The sequence below is a fragment of the Pseudolysinimonas sp. genome (assembly GCF_057350545.1).
The window spans coordinates 1-16052 of record NZ_JBMRCP010000046.1; the positions used below are offsets into that span (position 1 = coordinate 1).

The following is a 16052-nucleotide window of genomic DNA, read 5'->3' on the forward strand; positions in this document are numbered from 1 at the left end:
CACCCCGAGGTGTTCGACCTGCTGCTGCAGGTGCTCGACGACGGGCGCCTCACCGACGGCCAGGGCCGCACGGTCGACTTCCGCAACACGATCCTCATCCTCACCTCGAACCTCGGCTCGCAGATCCTGGTCGACACCGACCTGCCCTGGGAGCAGCGGGAGCAGGCGGAGAAAGACCTCGTGGGGCAGGCGTTCAAGCCCGAGTTCGTGAACCGGCTCGACGACATCGTCGTGTTCTCGCCGCTCTCGACCGACGATCTGGGCCAGATCGTGTCGCTCTACATCGACCGGCTCGAGCGCCGGCTCGCCGAGCGGCGGCTGTCGCTCGCGGTGACGCCCGACGCGCGATCGTGGCTCGCCGAGCGCGGGTACGACCCGATCTACGGGGCGCGACCGCTGCGGCGGCTCATGCAGCACGAGATCGACGACAAGCTCGCGCGGGCGCTGCTCGGCGGCGAGATCCGGGATGGCGACACCGTGCGGGTCGACCTCGCGGGTGACGCGTTGACCGTCGAGCGTCTCGACGCCTCGGTGGTCGAGTAGCGGCGCAGCCGCGTGTCGAGACCGGAACTCACCCGAGCGCGGCGATGACCTCGCGCTCGAACAGCTCGACGCCCGAGCGATCCCAGGCCGACTCCGGGAAGTAGTGGATGCTGTAGCCGAGCCCGAGGGCGCGGCGTTCCTGCAGCACCTCGACGATCTGCTCGGGGGTGCCGGCGAGCCCCTCCTTGCCGCCCGGCACGCGGTACTGGGCGACGAGGTTCGCGGCCCCCTGCTCGCCGAGGTGCGGCACCATCCGGGCCTCGTAGGAGTCGATGCGCTGCTGCACGTCGGCCTCGGTCGTTCCGATGATCGTGTTGAAGTTGCTCGACCGCGTGATGGCGTCGAAGTCGGTGCCGTGCTTCGCGCAGTGACCGCGCAGGATCTCGCTCTTGCGGGCGAACTCCTCGGCCCCGCCGTTGAAGTTCGTGTACCGCGCGTGCTGCGCCGCGATGCGCAGCGTCACCTTCTCGCCGCCGCCGGCGACCCACAGCGGGATGCCGCCCTCCTGGATCGGGAGCGGCCGCACGATCGCGCCGTTGACCTGGTAGTGCTCACCGTCGAGGTCGGCGTGGCCCTGCGTCCACGCCTGGCGCAGGATCTGCACGCCCTGGTCGAGCATCCGCAGCCGCTCGGGCGCGTCGGGGAAGCCGTAGCCGTAGGCACGCCACTCGTGCTCGTACCACCCGGCGCCGATGCCCATCTCGAGGCGCCCACCCGACACGTGGTCGACGGTCGCGGCGACCTTCGCGAGGTAGGCGGGGTTGCGGTACGCCATGCACGTGCACATCTGGCCGAGCCGGATGCGGTCCGTCACCGCCGCGAACGCCGCCATGAGCGTCCACGCCTCGTGCGTCGCCTCCTCGCTCGGCACGGGCGTCGTGTGGAAGTGGTCGTACACCCAGAGTGACTCCCACGGCCCGGCGTCGGCCGCGAGCGCGAGGCGCTTCATGGTCGCCCATTGCTCGGCGTCGGGGATGCCGACGAGATCGAACCGCCAGCCCTGGGGGATGAATAGACCGAAGCGCATGCTTCGACCCTACGGCGACGGCACAGGCCGTGAGACATGCACAAGATGCGTGTACAGTGTGTTCACTTCTCTCGAAAGGCGAGCATGCGCCTCCGCACCGTGATCCTGACCCTCCCCGTCGTCGCCCTGCTCACCCAACCGCTGTGGGCACCGCAGTTCGGGGCCGGCATCCTCGGCGAAGTCGCCGCGCTCGGCCCCGTCGGCGCGTCGATCGCCGTCGTCGTGTTCTTCGGCCTCGTCGCGCTCTACGTGCTCACCCTGCGGCGGCTCCTCCTCGCCTTGCGCCCCGACACGTGGCCGCGCACGCCGCGATCGCTCTGGCTCATGTTCGCCATCCCTCTCAACTTCGTCGAAGACATCGAGATCGTCGGTGACCTCGCCCGCGGGATGCGCCGTGACGGCGTCCTGCCGGTAACCGCCGTGCGGGTCTGGCACGCGGTCGGGATCGCCTGGTGCGTGCTGCAGATCGCCTCGCTGTTGCCCGGCCCCGCGGGACTCGCCGGTGGCGCCGGGGCGCTGGTGCTCTGGGTAGGTCACTGGGCGCACACGACGCACCTCATCCGCCGCCGCCGCACGGCAGACTGAGGGGATGCCGTCGCCCCGCTTCGAGCGTGCCGCACCCGAGCTGCGCGCCCGCGTGCTCGAGGCCGTCCAGGCGGCGGCCGAACGCGGCGGCCTCGACAAGGTCGCCCTTCTGCCTGTTCTCGCTGACGCCGGATTGTCCCGCTCAGCCGGGTACACCTACTTCGACGGACGCGACGAGCTCGTCGACTGGGCCATCGACGAGACCGTCCGCCACGCCACCGATGTCGTCGGGGAGTGGCAGCCCGTCGCCGACGACGCAGCCTTCTGGGCGGCGCTCTCCGACGCGGCTGCGCGGCTGCGGGCGCACGTGAGCGGACGACCGGCGCGTGGCATCCTGCTCGCCGCCGCGACCTCCCCGCGTCGCGACGACCGGCCGCGGCCCGACCCGACGACCTGGCTCACCGCGGCCTTCGCCGACGCCCGTCGACTCGGGCTCGTGACCTCGCCGCTCGATCCGCGCGTGCTCGAGCGAGTCACGGTCGCCGCAGTCGTCGCGCTCGACGAACTCGAACTGGCCGAAGCGGGCCAGGTGAGCAACGACGACATCGCGGCCGTGCTGCGCTCGCTCTGGTCCGCCTCCGCGCGCTGACCGCCCGGGCGCCGACGCCCGTCAGTCGGCTCGGGATGCGGGAGCCTCGGGAGTGACCGGCTTGCTCGAGAGCGTGACCTTGCCGTCGATCGCGCCGACGGCGGCGGCTTCAGCGGCGGTGTCGTCGCCGTACGAGTAGGTGTGGTGCAGCTCGACCGGCGCCGAGGCGTCGCCGGTCTTCTTCTTCTGCCGCGCACGGTAGACGAGGTTGAGCACCTCGACGACCACGGCGAACGCCATCGGTACGTAGATGAGCGCCTTGTCGACCTTGATGCCGAACCCGTCGACGATGAGGAACACACCGATCATCACGAGGAACGCGAGCGCGAGCAGCTTCACCGAGGGGTGCTTGTTGACGAACGTGAAGATGTGCTTCGACGCGAACAGCATGATGCCGAACGAGAGCACGACGGCGGTGATGATGACGAGCAGGTTGTCGACCATGCCGACGGCGGTGATGACCGAGTCGAACGAGAACACGAGGTCGATGACGAAGATCTGGCCGAGCACGGCGGCGAGGGTCGCGGTCTTCGTCGATCCGACACCGTGGTCGGCACCCTCGAGCTTCTCGTGGATCTCCTTGACGGCTTTGTAGATGAGGAAGAGCCCACCGCCGATGAGGATGAGGTCGCGGCCGGAGAACCCGTAGCCGGCGATCTCGAACAGGTCGCTCTTGAGCGAGATGATCCACGACGCCGCGAACAGCAGGCCGATGCGGCCGAGCATCCCGAGCGTGAGCCCGATGTTGCGGGCGAGGGCCTGCTGCTTCACGGGCAGCTTGCTTGCGAGGATCGAGATGAAGATGACGTTGTCGACGCCGAGCACGAGCTCGAGCACGAAGAGGGTCAGGAACGCCACGATGAGCTCGGGCGTGAAGTCGAGGGAGAATTCCACACTCGCACGGTAGCGGAGTACTTGCTGAGAGCATCCCCGGTGAGGCGCATGCGATACTGCATGCATGGTTGCATTGCAGATTCGCGACGTGCCGATCGAGGTGCGCGATGAGCTCGCCGCGGCTGCAGCCGAACGCGGGGTCTCGCTCCAGGTGTTCCTGAGGGAGGTCATCCAGCGCGCCGCGGACTCGGCGCACAACCGCCGGCTCGTGCAGGAGTGGCCGGTGGCCAACGTCTCCGGCGTCGACATCGCGGCGCTGATCCGCGAGGGCCATGAGGAACGGGATGCGCGCATCCTCGATTCCGTAGTCGGGATCGACCGCGACGCGTGATCGTCGTCGACGCCTCCGCGTTCGTCGCGGGCTTGACCGAGACCGATGCGCCGGGCGACGCGGCCCGAGCACACCTGACGCGGGACTCGCATTGGGCGGTGCCGCAGCACTTCCACCTCGAGGCGAGTCAGGCCCTTCGCGGCTTGTGGCTGAAAGGCCTTCTCGACGACGAGCAGTTCGACGCGTGCATCGCCCGGTTGCGCGACACCAGGTTCGACGTCTGGCCGACCGTCGAGCTGCTGCCGCGCGTCCGTCAGCTCGCCGCGAACGCGACAGCGTACGACGCGGCCTACGTCGCGCTCGCCGAAGACACGGGGGCGGTGCTGCTGGCGGCCGACTCAAAGCTCGCTCGGATCCCGGGCATCCGGTGCCGGGTGATCGTCGCGGAGTAGCGTCGAAGGGTGCGCGCGACCTCGATCTACGGCCCGAAGGACATCCGGTTCGAGGAGGTGCCCGATCCGGTGCTCCTCACCGACGACGACGCGATCGTGCGGGTCGTCGCGTCGTGCGTGTGCGGCTCCGACCTCTGGCCATACCGCGGCGTCATCTCGTCGCGCGGTCGCATCGGTCACGAGTTCATCGGCGTCGTCGAGCAGGTCGGCGCCGGCGTCGCGAAGGTGACGGTGGGCGATTTCGTGATCGCGCCGTTCTACGTGTGCGACGGCACATGCGCCAACTGCGTCAACGGGTTCACGACATCGTGCCTGCAGGGCTCGTGGTGGGGCGGCGACGACCGGCGCGGGCATCCCGCCGACGGCGGCCAGGGCGAGCTGGTGCGTGTTCCCCTCGCCGACGGCACCCTCGCGGTCATGCCCGGGCCGGTCGACGAGGCGCTCATCCCGCACCTGCTCACGCTCTCCGACGTGATGGGCACGGGGCACCACGCCGCCGTCTCCGCCGGCGTGCAGCCGGGCGACTCCGTGGTGGTCGTGGGTGACGGGGCGGTCGGACTGTGCGGGGTGCTCGCCGCATCCCGCCTCGGCGCGGGTCGCATCGTCGCGATGTCGCGGCACGAGTCGCGCGCCGCCCTCGCCCGCGAGTTCGGGGCGACGGATGTCGTCGCCCAGCGTGGGGAGGAGGGCATCCGCATCATCCACGAGATGTTCGACGGCGTCGGCGCGATCCGTGTGCTCGAGTGCGTCGGAACCGAGGAGGCGATGGCGCAGGCGCACGGGTCGGCGCGCCCCGGCGGTCAGGTCGGCTTCGTCGGCGTTCCGCACCTCAACCCCGAGCTCAAGTTGCGGCCCTGGTTCAGCAAGAACGTCGGCCTGCGCGGCGGCGTCGCGCCCGTGCGCAACTACGTCGAGGAGCTGCTGCCCGAGGTGCTCTCGGGGGCGCTGCAGCCGGGCAAGGTGTTCGACCTCGAGCTGCCGCTCTCGGAGGTCGCCGAGGCGTACGCGGCGATGGACGAGCGCCGTGCGATCAAGGTGCTCCTGCGCCCCTAGCCGCAATCGGAGGTCGAGTAGCCGCGCAGCGCCGTGTCGAGACCACGAGCAGGGTCTCGACACGCGCCTTCGGCGCTACTCGACCACCGAGCGCGGTCAGCTGCCGGCGATGATCGCGTCGCGCACCTTCTTGCGGAGCACCTTCCCGATGAGCGACTTCGGCAGCTCGTCGACCGTCACGACGCGGCGGGGCACCTTGTAGGGGGTGAGGATGCTGCGCGCGTGCGCACGGAGGGCGTCGGCATCCACCGTCTTGCCCTCCTCGGGCACCACCGCGGCGACGACCTCCTCCTCGCCGTCGGCATCCGGGATCCCGACGATCGCGATGTCGGCGACGCCGTCGAAGCCGCGCAGGATGTCTTCCACCTCGCTCGGCGCGACCTTGAAGCCGCCGACGATGATCATCTCCTTGATGCGGTCGACGATCGTCACGAAGCCCTCGGCGTCGACCTGCACGATGTCGCCCGTGCGGAACCAGTCGCCCGAGAACACGGCCGCGGTCTCGTCGGGCTTCTTCCAGTAGCCGCGCATGACCTGCGGTCCGCGCACCCAGAGCTCTCCCGGCTCGCCGGCGGCGACATCCTGCAGCGTCTCGGGATCGACGACCCGCAGCTCGGTGTTCGGCAGCGGGAGGCCGACGGTGCCCGCCTTGCGGGTGGGCGCGACCGGGTTGGCCATCAGCACCGGGCTCGTCTCGGAGAGTCCGTAGCCCTCGACGAGGTAGCCGTGCGTCTCGGCCTCCCACGGCTCGACGACGCGCGCCGAGAGCGGCATCGCGCCCGAGATGGAGATCTGGATGCCGTCGAGCGACACGCCCTTCTCCTTCGCCGCGATCGTGAGGCGCTCGATGATCGGCGGCACCGCCGGCAGGAACGTCGCCGGCCGCTTCTTCACGACCGGCAGCACCAGGTCGGGGTCGAAGCGCGGGAACATCACGAGCCGCGCGCCCATGCTCATCGCGAAGGTGAGGCACAGCGTCAACCCGTAGGCGTGGAAGAGCGGCAGCACCGCGTAGACGACCGAGGTGCCGCGGGGCACGTCGGGCACCCAGGCGCGGGCCTGGGCGGCGTTGATGCCGAGGTTCAGGTGGCTGAGGGTCGCACCCTTGGGGTGCCCCGTCGTGCCCGAGGTGTACTGGATGAGCGCGACGTCGTCGACGCCGGGGCCGGGGATCGTCGACGAGACGGGAGTCTCGGCGAACAGCTTCTCCCACGGCACCGTGCCCGTCACCGCGGTGGTGAGCGCGGCGCGGCTCTCGCGCGCCTTCGCGATCGGCAGCCGCAGCAGCAGGCGCATCCGCAGCGGCATGGCGCGCGTCATGTCGACGCTCACGATGTGGTCGACCGCGACGTCGGCGGGGAAGTCCTGGATGGTGGCCACCATCTTGTCCCACGCGATGACGACCTTCGCCCCGTGGTCTTCGAACTGATGGCGCAGCTCGCGCGGCGTGTAGAGCGGGTTGTGCTCGATGACGATGCCGCCGAGGCGCAGCACCGCGTAGAAGGCGACGACGTGCTGCGGGCAGTTCGGCAGCACGAGCGCGACGGTGTCGCCCTTGCTCACCCCGAGCCGACGGAGCCCCTCGGCGGCGCGGTCGATCTGCTCGCCGAGCTCGGCGTACGTCGTCTCCCGGCCGAAGAACTCGAGCGCCGGACGGTCGGGGTAGGTGCGCACCGACTCCGCGATGAGGTCGGCGAGCGACGTCGTGGGCAGGGGGAGCTCGTGCGGAACGCCGGGGGCGTAGGAGTCGAGCCAGGGACGGGACGGATCGGTGGGCTGCTTCGCGGTGGCGGTCACGACTCCAGCGTCGCACGTCGCAGATGCCTCAGATGCATCTCGGTCTGCGCGAGCGCCGACAGCCGCAGGAACCCGACGAGCCCGTCCCAGCCGCCCGTCCACGACACCCGGGTCGCGATCTCCCAGACGGTCGCGCCGGAGTCCGCCTCGGTGAGGGCGGCGATCTCGGCGCTGCGCCGACGGTGCCGCTCCGCGATCTGCGTCGCACGGGCGCCGACCCCGCGGAAGCGCTCACCGTGACCCGGCACCACCTCGGCGTCGTCATATCCCGCGATCAGCTCGTACGCCTCGAGTGCCGCCCCGAGCGGATCGTCGTCGTCGGTGAACCCGCCGAGCCCGAGCCCGGGATTGACGATGGGCAGCACGTGGTCGCCGGTGAGCAGCAGCCCGGCGCCCTCGTCGTGGAGGCAGATCGAGCCGGCGGTGTGTCCGGGCGTATGCACGACCCTGACGGTGCGGCCCGGGATCGGCAGCACGTCGCCGTGCTCGACGAGGATGTCGCCCGCGAGGTCGGTCGGCTGCGACCGCGGCACGACGCTCGAGCGCACCTCCTCGACGTACTCCGGCGGCACGCCCCAGCGCGCGATCGTCGCCTCGGGTTCCGGGTAGAGCGGTCGGCGCAGCGCCTCGTTCTCGAGGCGGTGCACGACGATCGGGATGTCGTGCTCGGTGCGCAGGCGCGTCGCGAGACCGAGATGGTCGGGATGCAGGTGGGTCGCCGTCATCGTGCGCACGTCGGCGAGGGTGAAGCCGGCATCCGCGAGTCCCGCCTCGAGCCGCGCGGCGTTGTCGGGAGTGTCCCAGCCCGGGTCGACGAGGTGCACACCGCCCGCGTCGTCCGCGATGAGCACGCAGTTGGTGGTCTCGACGACTCCGCGGTGCGGCAGCGGCAGCTCGACGAGCCACACGCCCTCGGCGACGCGCTGCGTCACGCCAGCTCGGCGCGGATGATCTCCACGAAGGTGTCGACGTCGGCCTCGGTCGTGTCGAACGCGGTCATCCACCGCACCTGGCCGGCGGCGCGGTCCCAGTCGTAGAAGCGCACCTTTTCGCGGATGCGGTCGGCTGCGGAGTTGTCGAGCACCGCGAAGACGGCATTCGCCTGCGTCGGCTGACTGAACGACAGGCCGGGCAGCGCGAGCTCCTCGAGCGCCCCGCGCAGGCGGGCGGCCATCGAGTTGGCGTGCGCGGCCGAGGCCAGCCCCAGCCCGCCCTCGAACAGCGCGAGCAGCTGCGCCGAGGCGAAGCGCATCTTGCTCGCGAGCTGCATCGTCGTCTTGCGCAGGAACACGATCCCGTCGACCCGGGACTGGTCGAGCACGACGACCGCCTCGGCACCCAGGAGGCCGTTCTTCGTGCCGCCGAGGCTCAAGATGTCGACGCCCGCGTCGACGGTGAACTCGCGGAAGGGCACGCCGAGTGCGGCGGCGGCGTTCCACAGGCGGGCGCCGTCCATGTGCAGGGCCATCCCGTGCTCGTGGGCGAAGTCGGCGATCGCGCGCACCTCGTCGGGCGTGTAGAGCGTGCCGAGCTCCGTGGTCTGGGTGATGCTCACGGCGAGCGGTTGGGCGCGGTGCTCGTCTCCCCAGCCCCACGCCTCGGTCGCGATGAGCTCCGGGGTGAGCTTGCCGTCGGGCGTCGGCACGACGAAGAGCTTGAGGCCGGTGACCTTCTCCGGCGCGCCGCCCTCGTCGGAGTGGATGTGGGCCGTCGTCGTCGCGACGACAGCCCCCCAGCGCGGCAACAGCGAGGTGAGCGAGACGACGTTCGCACCCGTGCCGTTGAACACCGGGAACACCTCGGCGTCGGCGCCGAACTGCTCGCGCACGACCTCGGCGAGGCGGGCGGTGTAGACGTCTTCGCCGTACGACACCTGGTGCCCGCCGTTGGCGGCCGCGATCGCCGCGAGCACCTCGGGGTGCACCCCCGCGTAGTTGTCGGACGCGAACCCGCGCCAGTTCGGATCGTGGAGGGTGGTCACGGCTCCATCGTGCCACCGGGCGCGGCACGGCGCTGCGCGCGACCCTTGAGGATGCGCCAGATCGCGATCCCGGCGCCGATGAGCACGACGGCGTCGTCGCCGAAACCGAGAGGCCCGGCGATGATCTCCGGGATGAGGTCGATGGGCGAGGCGCCGTAGAGCAGCGCGCCCGCGCCGATGAGGACGGCCTTGAGGGTCGAGTAGTCGCGCTTCATGGCCGACAGGCTACCCGGCGGCCCACTCCTTGACCTGAGCGACGATGCGGGCCGCGTGCGGTCCGCCGACCGCGACCTGCAGGTCGGTGACGCCGGCCGCGCGGAAGGCTTCCACGCGCTCCTTCACGTAGGACGCCGGACCGACGAGGTTGCCGGCCTCGAGCCAGGCGAGCGGCACCTTCGCTTCGGCGTCGCGCGGGCGCCCCGCGAGGTAGAGGTCCTGGATCTCGGTCGCCTCCGCCTCGAACCCGTAGCGGCAGGCGAGGTCGAAGTAGAAGTTCTTGCCGCGGGCACCCATCCCGCCGACGTAGAGGGCGTAGAGCGGCCGCATCTTGTCGAGCACGTGCTTCACGTCGTCGCCGATCGCGACGATTCCGCCCGCCGCGATCTCGAGCGGCCGCAGCTCGGGCGACCGCGCCGCCTTTCCCCGGGCGAGCGAGTCGCCCCACACCTCGGCCGCCTTCTCGGGGTGGAACAGGAACGGCAGCCAGCCATCCGCGACCTCGGCCGCGAGCGCGACGTTCCGGTCACCGAGCGCGGCGAGCCAGATCGGCAGGTCGGGCCGCACCGGCCGGTTGAGCAGCTTGAGCGGCTTGCCGAGCCCGGTGCCCTCGCCTGGCGGGAGCGGGAGGCGATGGATGCCGTCGTACACGAGCGCCTCGCGTCGCAGCCCCGCACGGAGGATCTCGACGAGCTCGCGCGTGCGTGCGACCGGCCGGTCGAACGGCACGCCGTGGAAGCCCTCGATCACCTGCGGGCCGGAGGCGCCGAGTCCGAGGATCGCCCGGCCGCCCGAGACGCTGTCGAGCCCCGCGGCGGCCTGCAGCAGCGCCCCCGGAGTGCGCGAGTAGATGTTGAGGATGCCCGACGCGATCTCGATGCGGCTCGTGCGGGCCGCGAGGAAGCCCATGAGACTCACGGCGTCGAAGCCGTAGGGCTCGGCCACCCACACCCGGTCGAGGCCGGCCGCCTCGAGTTCGACCACGAGGTCGGCGGCCTCCACCGGGTTGCCGGAGTAGTCGAGGGGCAGTGAGACCTTCATGCCGCCCAGGCTATCCAGCGAGGACTGCGCTACCGCGACGCGACGGCGTCCCGCCACGACACGCGCGCTCCGAGCCGCAGCAGCGAGTTCTCGTAGATGCGCACGCCGACCGCGATGAGACCGACCGTCGTGACCGCGAGGATGCCGAGCGAGAGCAGCGGCTCCCACCACTCCGCCGTGCCCAGGAACAGACGCAGCGGCATCGCGACGGGCGCCGAGAACGGAACGTACGACATGACGGCCACGACGAGCGGATTGTCGTTGAAGAAGATCACCAGGAAGTACGGGATCATCACGAGCATCATGACGGGCGTCGTGGTCGCACCGATGTCCTCCTGGCGCGACACCATCGCGCCGGTGGCCGCGAACAGCGACGCGAGCATCACGAAGCCGATCACGAAGAAGGCGATGAACCAGACCACCGGGGCGCCGAGGCCGACGAGCAGTTCGTCCTGCCCGGTGACCGTGAGCCCCACGATCGCCGTCGCGGCGATGAGGGCGATCTGGCCGAAGGCGAGCACGGACGTTCCGAGGACCTTGCCCGTGAAGAGCACGCGCGTCGGCACGGCGGCGAGCAGGATCTCGACGACGCGCGTCGACTTCTCCTCGACGACCGACTGCGCGATCGTGGGACCGAATGTCATGCCGACGCTGAGGAACACGATGCCGAACGCGAACGCGACGATGTAGGCGAGACCGCCCGGGATGGCGTCGGGGTTCAGCAGCTCGACCGGCGGCGACTGGCTGAGCAACAGGATGAGTCCCCGCGGCTCGGCGCTGTCGGCGATGATGCGCACGCCCAGCTCGGTCGACGGGTCGGCGACGACAGCCGCCTCGACGTCGCCGTCGCGCACGAGCTGCTCGGCCTCCTCGACGCTCGCGACCGGCACCTCGTCGATCGACTCGCCGATGTCGGCGACGAGCGACGCGTCGGTGACCGCGATGCGCGGGTTCTCGGGCGTCGAGGCGGTGAGCGAACTGAAGATGATGCCGCCGAGCACGACGAGCAGCAGGATGCCGGTCGACACGAGGAACGACTTGCTGCGCAGACGGGTGCTGATCTCGCGCTGAGCGACGAGCGAGACGAGACGCCCGGAGCCCGTGTGCAGCGCGGGCGCGGTGGACGTGGTCACTGGATGACCTCCTTGAAGATCTGGGCGAGCGAAGGATGCTGACGGGCGAAACTGAGCACCGCACCGCGCGAGGTGGCCTCCCGCAGCACACGCTGGACGGCATCCTCGTCGGACGCCTCGAAGAGGGCGTAGTCGCCGTCGAACTCGACGACCTCGATGCCCGGCTGCTCGCGCAGCCACGCGGTGTCGGCGGAGGTGAGCAGCTCGTAGCGGAGGGTCGCGTGCTGCTCGCGCAGCGCGGTGCGCGGCCCGGCGGCGCGGATGCGGCCGTCGGCGATGATCACCAGGTCGTCGCAGAGGCGCTCGACGATGTCGAGCTGGTGACTCGAGAAGAGCACCGGCACCCCCGACGCCGCACGGTCGGCGAGCACGCCGACCACGACATCCACCGCCATCGGGTCGAGGCCCGAGAAGGGCTCGTCGAGCACGAGCACCTCGGGGTCGTGCACGAGAGCCGCGGCGATCTGCGCGCGCTGCTGGTTGCCGAGCGAGAGCTTCTCGATGGGCTCGTCGGCGCGCTCGCCGAGGCCGAGGCGCTCGAGCAGCTCGACGGTGTTGCGGGTCGCGTCGGCCGAGCTCAGTCCGTGCAGGCGCGCGAGGTAGACGAGCTGCTCCTGCAGCTTCATCTTCGGGTAGAGCCCGCGCTCCTCGGGCATGTAGCCGAAGCGGCGCCGACCGCCGGACTGCAGCGGTGCGCCGCCGAGGCTCACCGTGCCGCCGTCGGATGCGAGCACACCGAGGATGATGCGCATCGTCGTGGTCTTTCCGGCGCCGTTGCCGCCGACGAAGCCGGTCATGCGTCCGGGGTGCACGTCGAAGCTGACGTCGTCGAGCACCTGGCGGGTGCCGTAGCGCTTGTCGAGGTTTCGGATCTCGAGCATGGAGCCTCCCTAGGTCTGACTCCACGTTAGAAACCCGCGCCTGGTCGCGCCTCCCTCCTGAGGGGGACTCCTGCGGGTTGAGTGCCCGCGCAGCGGGTGTATCGAAACCTCACGTGCGACGTACCTGGTTTCGATACACCGCCTGCGGCGGCACTCAACCCACGGGTTTCGATACACCGCCTGCGGCGGCACTCAACCCGCGGGGGTGACGAAGCCGGACTCGTAGGCGCGCACGACCGCCTGCACGCGGTCGCGCACCGCGAGCTTGAGCAGCACGTTGGAGACGTGGGTCTTCACGGTCGCCTCACCGACGATGAGCTCGACACCGATCTCGGCGTTGGACAGGCCGCGCGCCATGAGCCGCAGCACGTCGGCCTCGCGGTCGGTGAGCTCGGGGAGGGCCGAGCGTGGATCGGGCTCCTGGCGGCTGCCGAAGCGCTCGATCACCCGGCGCGTGACGGCGGGGGCGAGCAGCGCGTCGCCCGCGGCGAGCACCTCGACGGCTTCTGCGAGCTGTTCGGGGCTCGCCGTCTTGAGCAGGAAGCCGCTCGCCCCCGCGTCGAGCGCGCGGAACAGCGAGTCGTCGTCGTCGAAGGTCGTGAGCACGAGCACCGTGCCGGTGGCGTCGGGGTCGGCGACGATCCGCCGCGTCGCCTCGAGGCCGTCGAGCACCGGCATCTGCACATCCATGCAGATGACGTCGGGCCGCAGCGTGCGGGCGAGCTCAAGGGCCTCGGCGCCGTCGCGCGCCTCGCCGACGACGTCGAACCCGGGGCGGCTCGACAGGATGACGCGGAACCCCGTGCGCACGAGCTCCTGGTCGTCGACGAGGAGGATCCGGATGACGGGGGTGCTCATGCCCTCACCGGGAGGGGGAGTCGCGCACGCACGAGGTAACCGCCGCGGGAGCGCGGGCCGACCTCGAGGGAGCCGCCCGACGTCGCCGCGCGCTCCCGCATCCCGAGCTGGCCGAGGCCGCCGGGGGCACGGAGGGTGCGCGTCGTGCCGCTGTTGGCGATCTCGAGCTCGACGGCGTCGCTGAGGTAGCGCAGACGTACCTCGGCTTCAGCTTCGGGGCCGGCGTGCTTGCGGGCGTTCGTGAGCGCCTCCTGCGCGATCCGGTAGAGGTTGAGGCTCAGGGCCGGTGGCAGCGGCCGCGGGTCGCCGACGATCTCGAGCTGCGTCGGCAGCCCCGCGTCGAGCGAGTCCTGCACGAGCCTCGGGAGCGCCGTGACGCCGAGCGTCGACCCGGGGGAGGCATCACCCGGAGCGTCGCCGGCATCCCGCAGCGTGCGCAGCAGTCCGTGCAACTCGTCGATCGCCGAGCGCGCCGTCGCCTCGACGTGGAGGAGGGCCTCGGTGGCGGCGGCCGGATCGGAGGAGAGGGCGGAACGGGCGGCCCCGGCCTGCACGCCCATGACCGACACGTGGTGGGCGACCGAGTCGTGCAGCTCGCGGGCGATCCGCACGCGGTCGAGGGCGACCGCCTGCTCCGAGAGGCGCTCCCGTTCGTGCTCGAGCTCCGCGGTGCGCTCGGCGAGGGCCTGACGTTCGAGGGCGGCGTGCCAGGCCCGCTCCCCGTAGTAGTAAGCGCCGCCGAAGTAGAGCAGGTTCGTGAGCACCTGGATCAGCGTGAAGGCGACGAAGGGCGAGAACGCCGCACCCGTCGTGTTCTCCTCGTGGAGCGCGTCGAGCGCGCCGAGGTAGATCGCGATGAACAGCCACGCGATCATCGCGACGCTGATCGCGAGCCGAGCCACGTGCGCCCGAACGCGGTTCGCGTCCCAGGCTCCCACCGTGTACAGGGCGATGAAGAGCGCGATGTTGCCGATGAGCGCCTCGGGCACCGAGAGCGCCTGACCGGCGATGAAGGCGGCGGAGACGACGACGGCTGCAGCGACCGGGAAGCGCCGACGCCAGACGAGGGGCACCGAGATGCCCACGACGTAGGGGATCGCCATCCAGCCCGGGGCCGGCTCCTCGAAGAACCCGGAGATCCGGTAGAGCACCGAGCTGAGCAGCGCGCCGACCGCGAGGGAGACCGCGAGGAGCACGTCGAAGCGCAGGTCGCGGGTGGTCGGCGCCGGGCGCCGCGCGGGGGCGGTCACCCTCCGAGCCTACGGATGCGGCAAGCGCGGCACCTCCGTCGTCAGGCGGAGGTGCCTGTGATGCCCTTCGTCGACTCGATCACGTCGCCCATCTTCTTGCTCAGCGCCTCGTAGAACATCGAGAGCGGGAACTCGTCGTCGAGCACGGCATCCGTCATGCCCTTCGGCGCACCGGAGAGGATGTCGTCGGGCAGTCCGCGCGCCCACTGCGACGCCGGGTGGGGGTCGAGCACACCGCGCACGAGTTCGTAGGCCGCGAGCCAGTGCGCCGTCTTCGGTCGGTCGATGCTGCGCCAGTAGAGGTCGTCGATCGCGTCGGACAGGGCGACCACGGCATCCGGCACCTCGTCCCAGTCGAACGCGAGGGCCGTGTCGGTCCAGTGCAGCACGTTCTTCTGGTGCAACCAGGCGAACAGCAGCTGCCCGCCGAGGCCGTCGTAGTTGCGCGTGCGGTCGCCGGTCAGCGGGAAGCGGAACATGCGGTCGAAGAGGATCGCGTACTGCGCGAGCTGCGCGTGCTCGCGCGTGACGGCATCCGTCTCCTCGTCGCGCACGAGCTTCACCGACTCGCGGAACGCCGTGAGGTCGCAGCGCAGCTCCTCGAGCGAGTAGAGGAAGTACGGCATCCGCTGCTTGATCATGAACGGGTCGAAGGGCAGGTCGCCGCGCATGTGGGTGCGGTCGTGGATGAGGTCCCACAGCACGAAGGTCTCTTCGGCGAGCCGCTGGTCGTCGAGCAGGCGCTGAGCGTCGGCGGGCAGCTCGAGTCGGGTGACCTCGGCCGCACGGGCGGTCACGCGGCGGAAGCGGGCGGCCTCGCGGTCGCAGAAGATGGCTCCCCACGTGAACGGCGGGATCTCGCGCATCGCGACCGTCTCGGGGAACAGCACCGCCGAGTTGGTGTCGTAGCCGGCGGTGAAGTCGAGGAACCGGATCGGCACGAACAGCGCGTTCGTATAGGTCTGCTCGAGCGCGGCGATGAACTCGGGCCAGACGACCTCGACGAGCACCGCTTCGACGAGCCGGTCGGTGCTGCCGTTCTGGGTGTACATCGGGAACACGACCAGGTGGCGCAGGCCGTTCTCGCGGTGCGACTCGGGGTGGAACGCGACGAGCGAGTCGAAGAAGTCGGGCACGCCGAACCCCGCCGCCTCCCACTTCTCGAAGTCGGAACGTGCCGCGTTCAGGTACTCCTCGTCGTGGGGGAACGCCGTCGACAGTTCCCCGACGGATTTCCTGATCCGCGCACACAGGTCGGCCGCGACGGGGTGTTGCGCGGAGTCGGGGATGCTGCCATCGTGCGCCTGCAGCGGCTGGAGCTCGGCGACGGCGGCCTTCAGGTCGAGCCAGGCGGCGGACGTCACCACGTCGGCGGGCGCACTCACGATGGTCATGGATCGAGCCTAGGAAGAGCGTCCCCGGAAAGGGTTGCGAGGGGCGCAGGATCGTTGCGTGCAACCTCTGTCGACGGTCGAAGCGGT

The 16052-nt window shown here is 70.7% G+C and carries 18 protein-coding genes; 6 read left to right on the top strand and 12 right to left on the bottom strand.

The features are described 5' to 3' along the window. A partial coding sequence (locus ACO1X9_RS06220) for an AAA family ATPase (RefSeq protein WP_486349948.1) occupies positions 1-543 on the top strand: 543 nt, incomplete at its 5' end. Between the two features lie 28 nt (positions 544-571). Here ACO1X9_RS06220 and ACO1X9_RS06225 read toward each other — a convergent pair. Then, positions 572-1570, bottom strand: coding sequence for an LLM class F420-dependent oxidoreductase (locus tag ACO1X9_RS06225; protein ID WP_486349949.1), 999 nt, complete (start codon positions 1568-1570; stop codon positions 572-574). Positions 1571-1654: 84 nt separating this feature from the next. Between ACO1X9_RS06225 and ACO1X9_RS06230 the strand changes: the two genes are divergently transcribed. Beyond that, positions 1655-2155 carry a hypothetical protein gene (locus ACO1X9_RS06230; protein WP_486349950.1) on the top strand — a complete coding sequence of 167 codons (501 nt, stop codon included), beginning with the start codon at positions 1655-1657 and terminating at the stop codon, positions 2153-2155. Positions 2156-2159: 4 nt separating this feature from the next. Beyond that, positions 2160-2744 carry a TetR/AcrR family transcriptional regulator gene (locus ACO1X9_RS06235; protein WP_486349951.1) on the top strand — a complete coding sequence of 195 codons (585 nt, stop codon included), beginning with the start codon at positions 2160-2162 and terminating at the stop codon, positions 2742-2744. Between the two features lie 21 nt (positions 2745-2765). On the opposite strand, the gene ACO1X9_RS06240 is transcribed toward ACO1X9_RS06235, so the two are convergent. After that, positions 2766-3638, bottom strand: coding sequence for a TerC family protein (locus tag ACO1X9_RS06240; RefSeq protein ID WP_486349952.1), 873 nt, complete (start codon positions 3636-3638; stop codon positions 2766-2768). Between the two features lie 64 nt (positions 3639-3702). Here ACO1X9_RS06240 and ACO1X9_RS06245 point away from each other — a divergent pair, with 64 nt between their 5' ends. From ACO1X9_RS06245 to ACO1X9_RS06255, 3 genes are read left to right on the top strand one after another with little or no spacing between them, the layout of a single operon-like run. Continuing rightward, a complete protein-coding gene (locus ACO1X9_RS06245; protein ID WP_486349953.1) occupies positions 3703-3969 on the top strand; it encodes a hypothetical protein in 267 nt (88 codons plus the stop codon). Continuing rightward, on the top strand, positions 3966-4361 hold the full coding sequence (locus ACO1X9_RS06250) for a type II toxin-antitoxin system VapC family toxin (protein WP_486349954.1): 396 nt from the start codon (positions 3966-3968) through the stop codon (positions 4359-4361). The genes ACO1X9_RS06245 and ACO1X9_RS06250 overlap by 4 nt, the downstream gene beginning before the upstream one ends. A 9-nt stretch (positions 4362-4370) precedes the next feature. Further along, entirely contained in the window at positions 4371-5414 is a 1044-nt protein-coding gene (locus tag ACO1X9_RS06255) for a zinc-dependent alcohol dehydrogenase family protein (protein WP_486349955.1), read from the top strand. A gap of 96 nt (positions 5415-5510) precedes the next feature. Here ACO1X9_RS06255 and ACO1X9_RS06260 read toward each other — a convergent pair whose 3' ends face one another. From ACO1X9_RS06260 to ACO1X9_RS06305, 10 genes are all read right to left on the bottom strand, one after another. Further along, entirely contained in the window at positions 5511-7211 is a 1701-nt protein-coding gene (locus tag ACO1X9_RS06260) for a long-chain-fatty-acid--CoA ligase (protein WP_486349956.1), read from the bottom strand. Beyond that, positions 7208-8143 (bottom strand): MBL fold metallo-hydrolase, encoded by a 936-nt coding sequence (locus ACO1X9_RS06265; protein ID WP_486349957.1) that lies wholly within the window; start codon positions 8141-8143, stop codon positions 7208-7210. Before ACO1X9_RS06265 ends, ACO1X9_RS06260 begins: the two co-directional genes overlap by 4 nt. Next, entirely contained in the window at positions 8140-9192 is a 1053-nt protein-coding gene (locus ACO1X9_RS06270; protein WP_486349958.1) for a threonine aldolase family protein, read from the bottom strand. The genes ACO1X9_RS06265 and ACO1X9_RS06270 overlap by 4 nt, the downstream gene beginning before the upstream one ends. After that, positions 9189-9407, bottom strand: coding sequence for a YkvA family protein (locus tag ACO1X9_RS06275; protein WP_486349959.1), 219 nt, complete (start codon positions 9405-9407; stop codon positions 9189-9191). The genes ACO1X9_RS06270 and ACO1X9_RS06275 overlap by 4 nt, the downstream gene beginning before the upstream one ends. Before the next feature lie 10 nt (positions 9408-9417). Beyond that, positions 9418-10449, bottom strand: coding sequence for an LLM class F420-dependent oxidoreductase (locus ACO1X9_RS06280; protein WP_486349960.1), 1032 nt, complete (start codon positions 10447-10449; stop codon positions 9418-9420). A 29-nt stretch (positions 10450-10478) separates the two neighbouring features. Further along, positions 10479-11582, bottom strand: coding sequence for an ABC transporter permease (locus ACO1X9_RS06285; RefSeq protein WP_486349961.1), 1104 nt, complete (start codon positions 11580-11582; stop codon positions 10479-10481). Next, entirely contained in the window at positions 11579-12463 is an 885-nt protein-coding gene (locus ACO1X9_RS06290) for an ABC transporter ATP-binding protein (protein WP_486349962.1), read from the bottom strand. The genes ACO1X9_RS06285 and ACO1X9_RS06290 overlap by 4 nt, the downstream gene beginning before the upstream one ends. A gap of 192 nt (positions 12464-12655) precedes the next feature. Then, a complete protein-coding gene (locus tag ACO1X9_RS06295) occupies positions 12656-13321 on the bottom strand; it encodes a response regulator (RefSeq protein ID WP_486349963.1) in 666 nt (221 codons plus the stop codon). Then, positions 13318-14571 carry a sensor histidine kinase gene (locus ACO1X9_RS06300; protein WP_486349964.1) on the bottom strand — a complete coding sequence of 418 codons (1254 nt, stop codon included), beginning with the start codon at positions 14569-14571 and terminating at the stop codon, positions 13318-13320. Before ACO1X9_RS06300 ends, ACO1X9_RS06295 begins: the two co-directional genes overlap by 4 nt. Before the next feature lie 41 nt (positions 14572-14612). Continuing rightward, positions 14613-15965: a DUF6421 family protein gene (locus ACO1X9_RS06305; protein WP_486349965.1), complete on the bottom strand. Its 1353-nt coding sequence runs from the start codon at positions 15963-15965 to the stop codon at positions 14613-14615. Positions 15966-16052 lie beyond the last annotated feature (87 nt).

What these genes read in the sequence shown, in the direction of transcription:
- ACO1X9_RS06230 (WP_486349950.1), top strand. Translation starts at nt 1,655, where the DNA reads ATGCGCCTCCGCACCGTGATCCTGACCCTCCCCGTCGTCGCCCTGCTC.
- ACO1X9_RS06245 (WP_486349953.1), top strand. Translation starts at nt 3,703, where the DNA reads ATGGTTGCATTGCAGATTCGCGACGTGCCGATCGAGGTGCGCGATGAG.
- ACO1X9_RS06280 (WP_486349960.1), bottom strand. Translation starts at nt 10,449, where the DNA reads ATGAAGGTCTCACTGCCCCTCGACTACTCCGGCAACCCGGTGGAGGCC.
- ACO1X9_RS06235 (WP_486349951.1), top strand. Translation starts at nt 2,160, where the DNA reads ATGCCGTCGCCCCGCTTCGAGCGTGCCGCACCCGAGCTGCGCGCCCGC.
- ACO1X9_RS06295 (WP_486349963.1), bottom strand. Translation starts at nt 13,321, where the DNA reads ATGAGCACCCCCGTCATCCGGATCCTCCTCGTCGACGACCAGGAGCTC.
- ACO1X9_RS06305 (WP_486349965.1), bottom strand. Translation starts at nt 15,965, where the DNA reads ATGACCATCGTGAGTGCGCCCGCCGACGTGGTGACGTCCGCCGCCTGG.
- ACO1X9_RS06275 (WP_486349959.1), bottom strand. Translation starts at nt 9,407, where the DNA reads ATGAAGCGCGACTACTCGACCCTCAAGGCCGTCCTCATCGGCGCGGGC.
- ACO1X9_RS06225 (WP_486349949.1), bottom strand. Translation starts at nt 1,570, where the DNA reads ATGCGCTTCGGTCTATTCATCCCCCAGGGCTGGCGGTTCGATCTCGTC.
- ACO1X9_RS06290 (WP_486349962.1), bottom strand. Translation starts at nt 12,463, where the DNA reads ATGCTCGAGATCCGAAACCTCGACAAGCGCTACGGCACCCGCCAGGTG.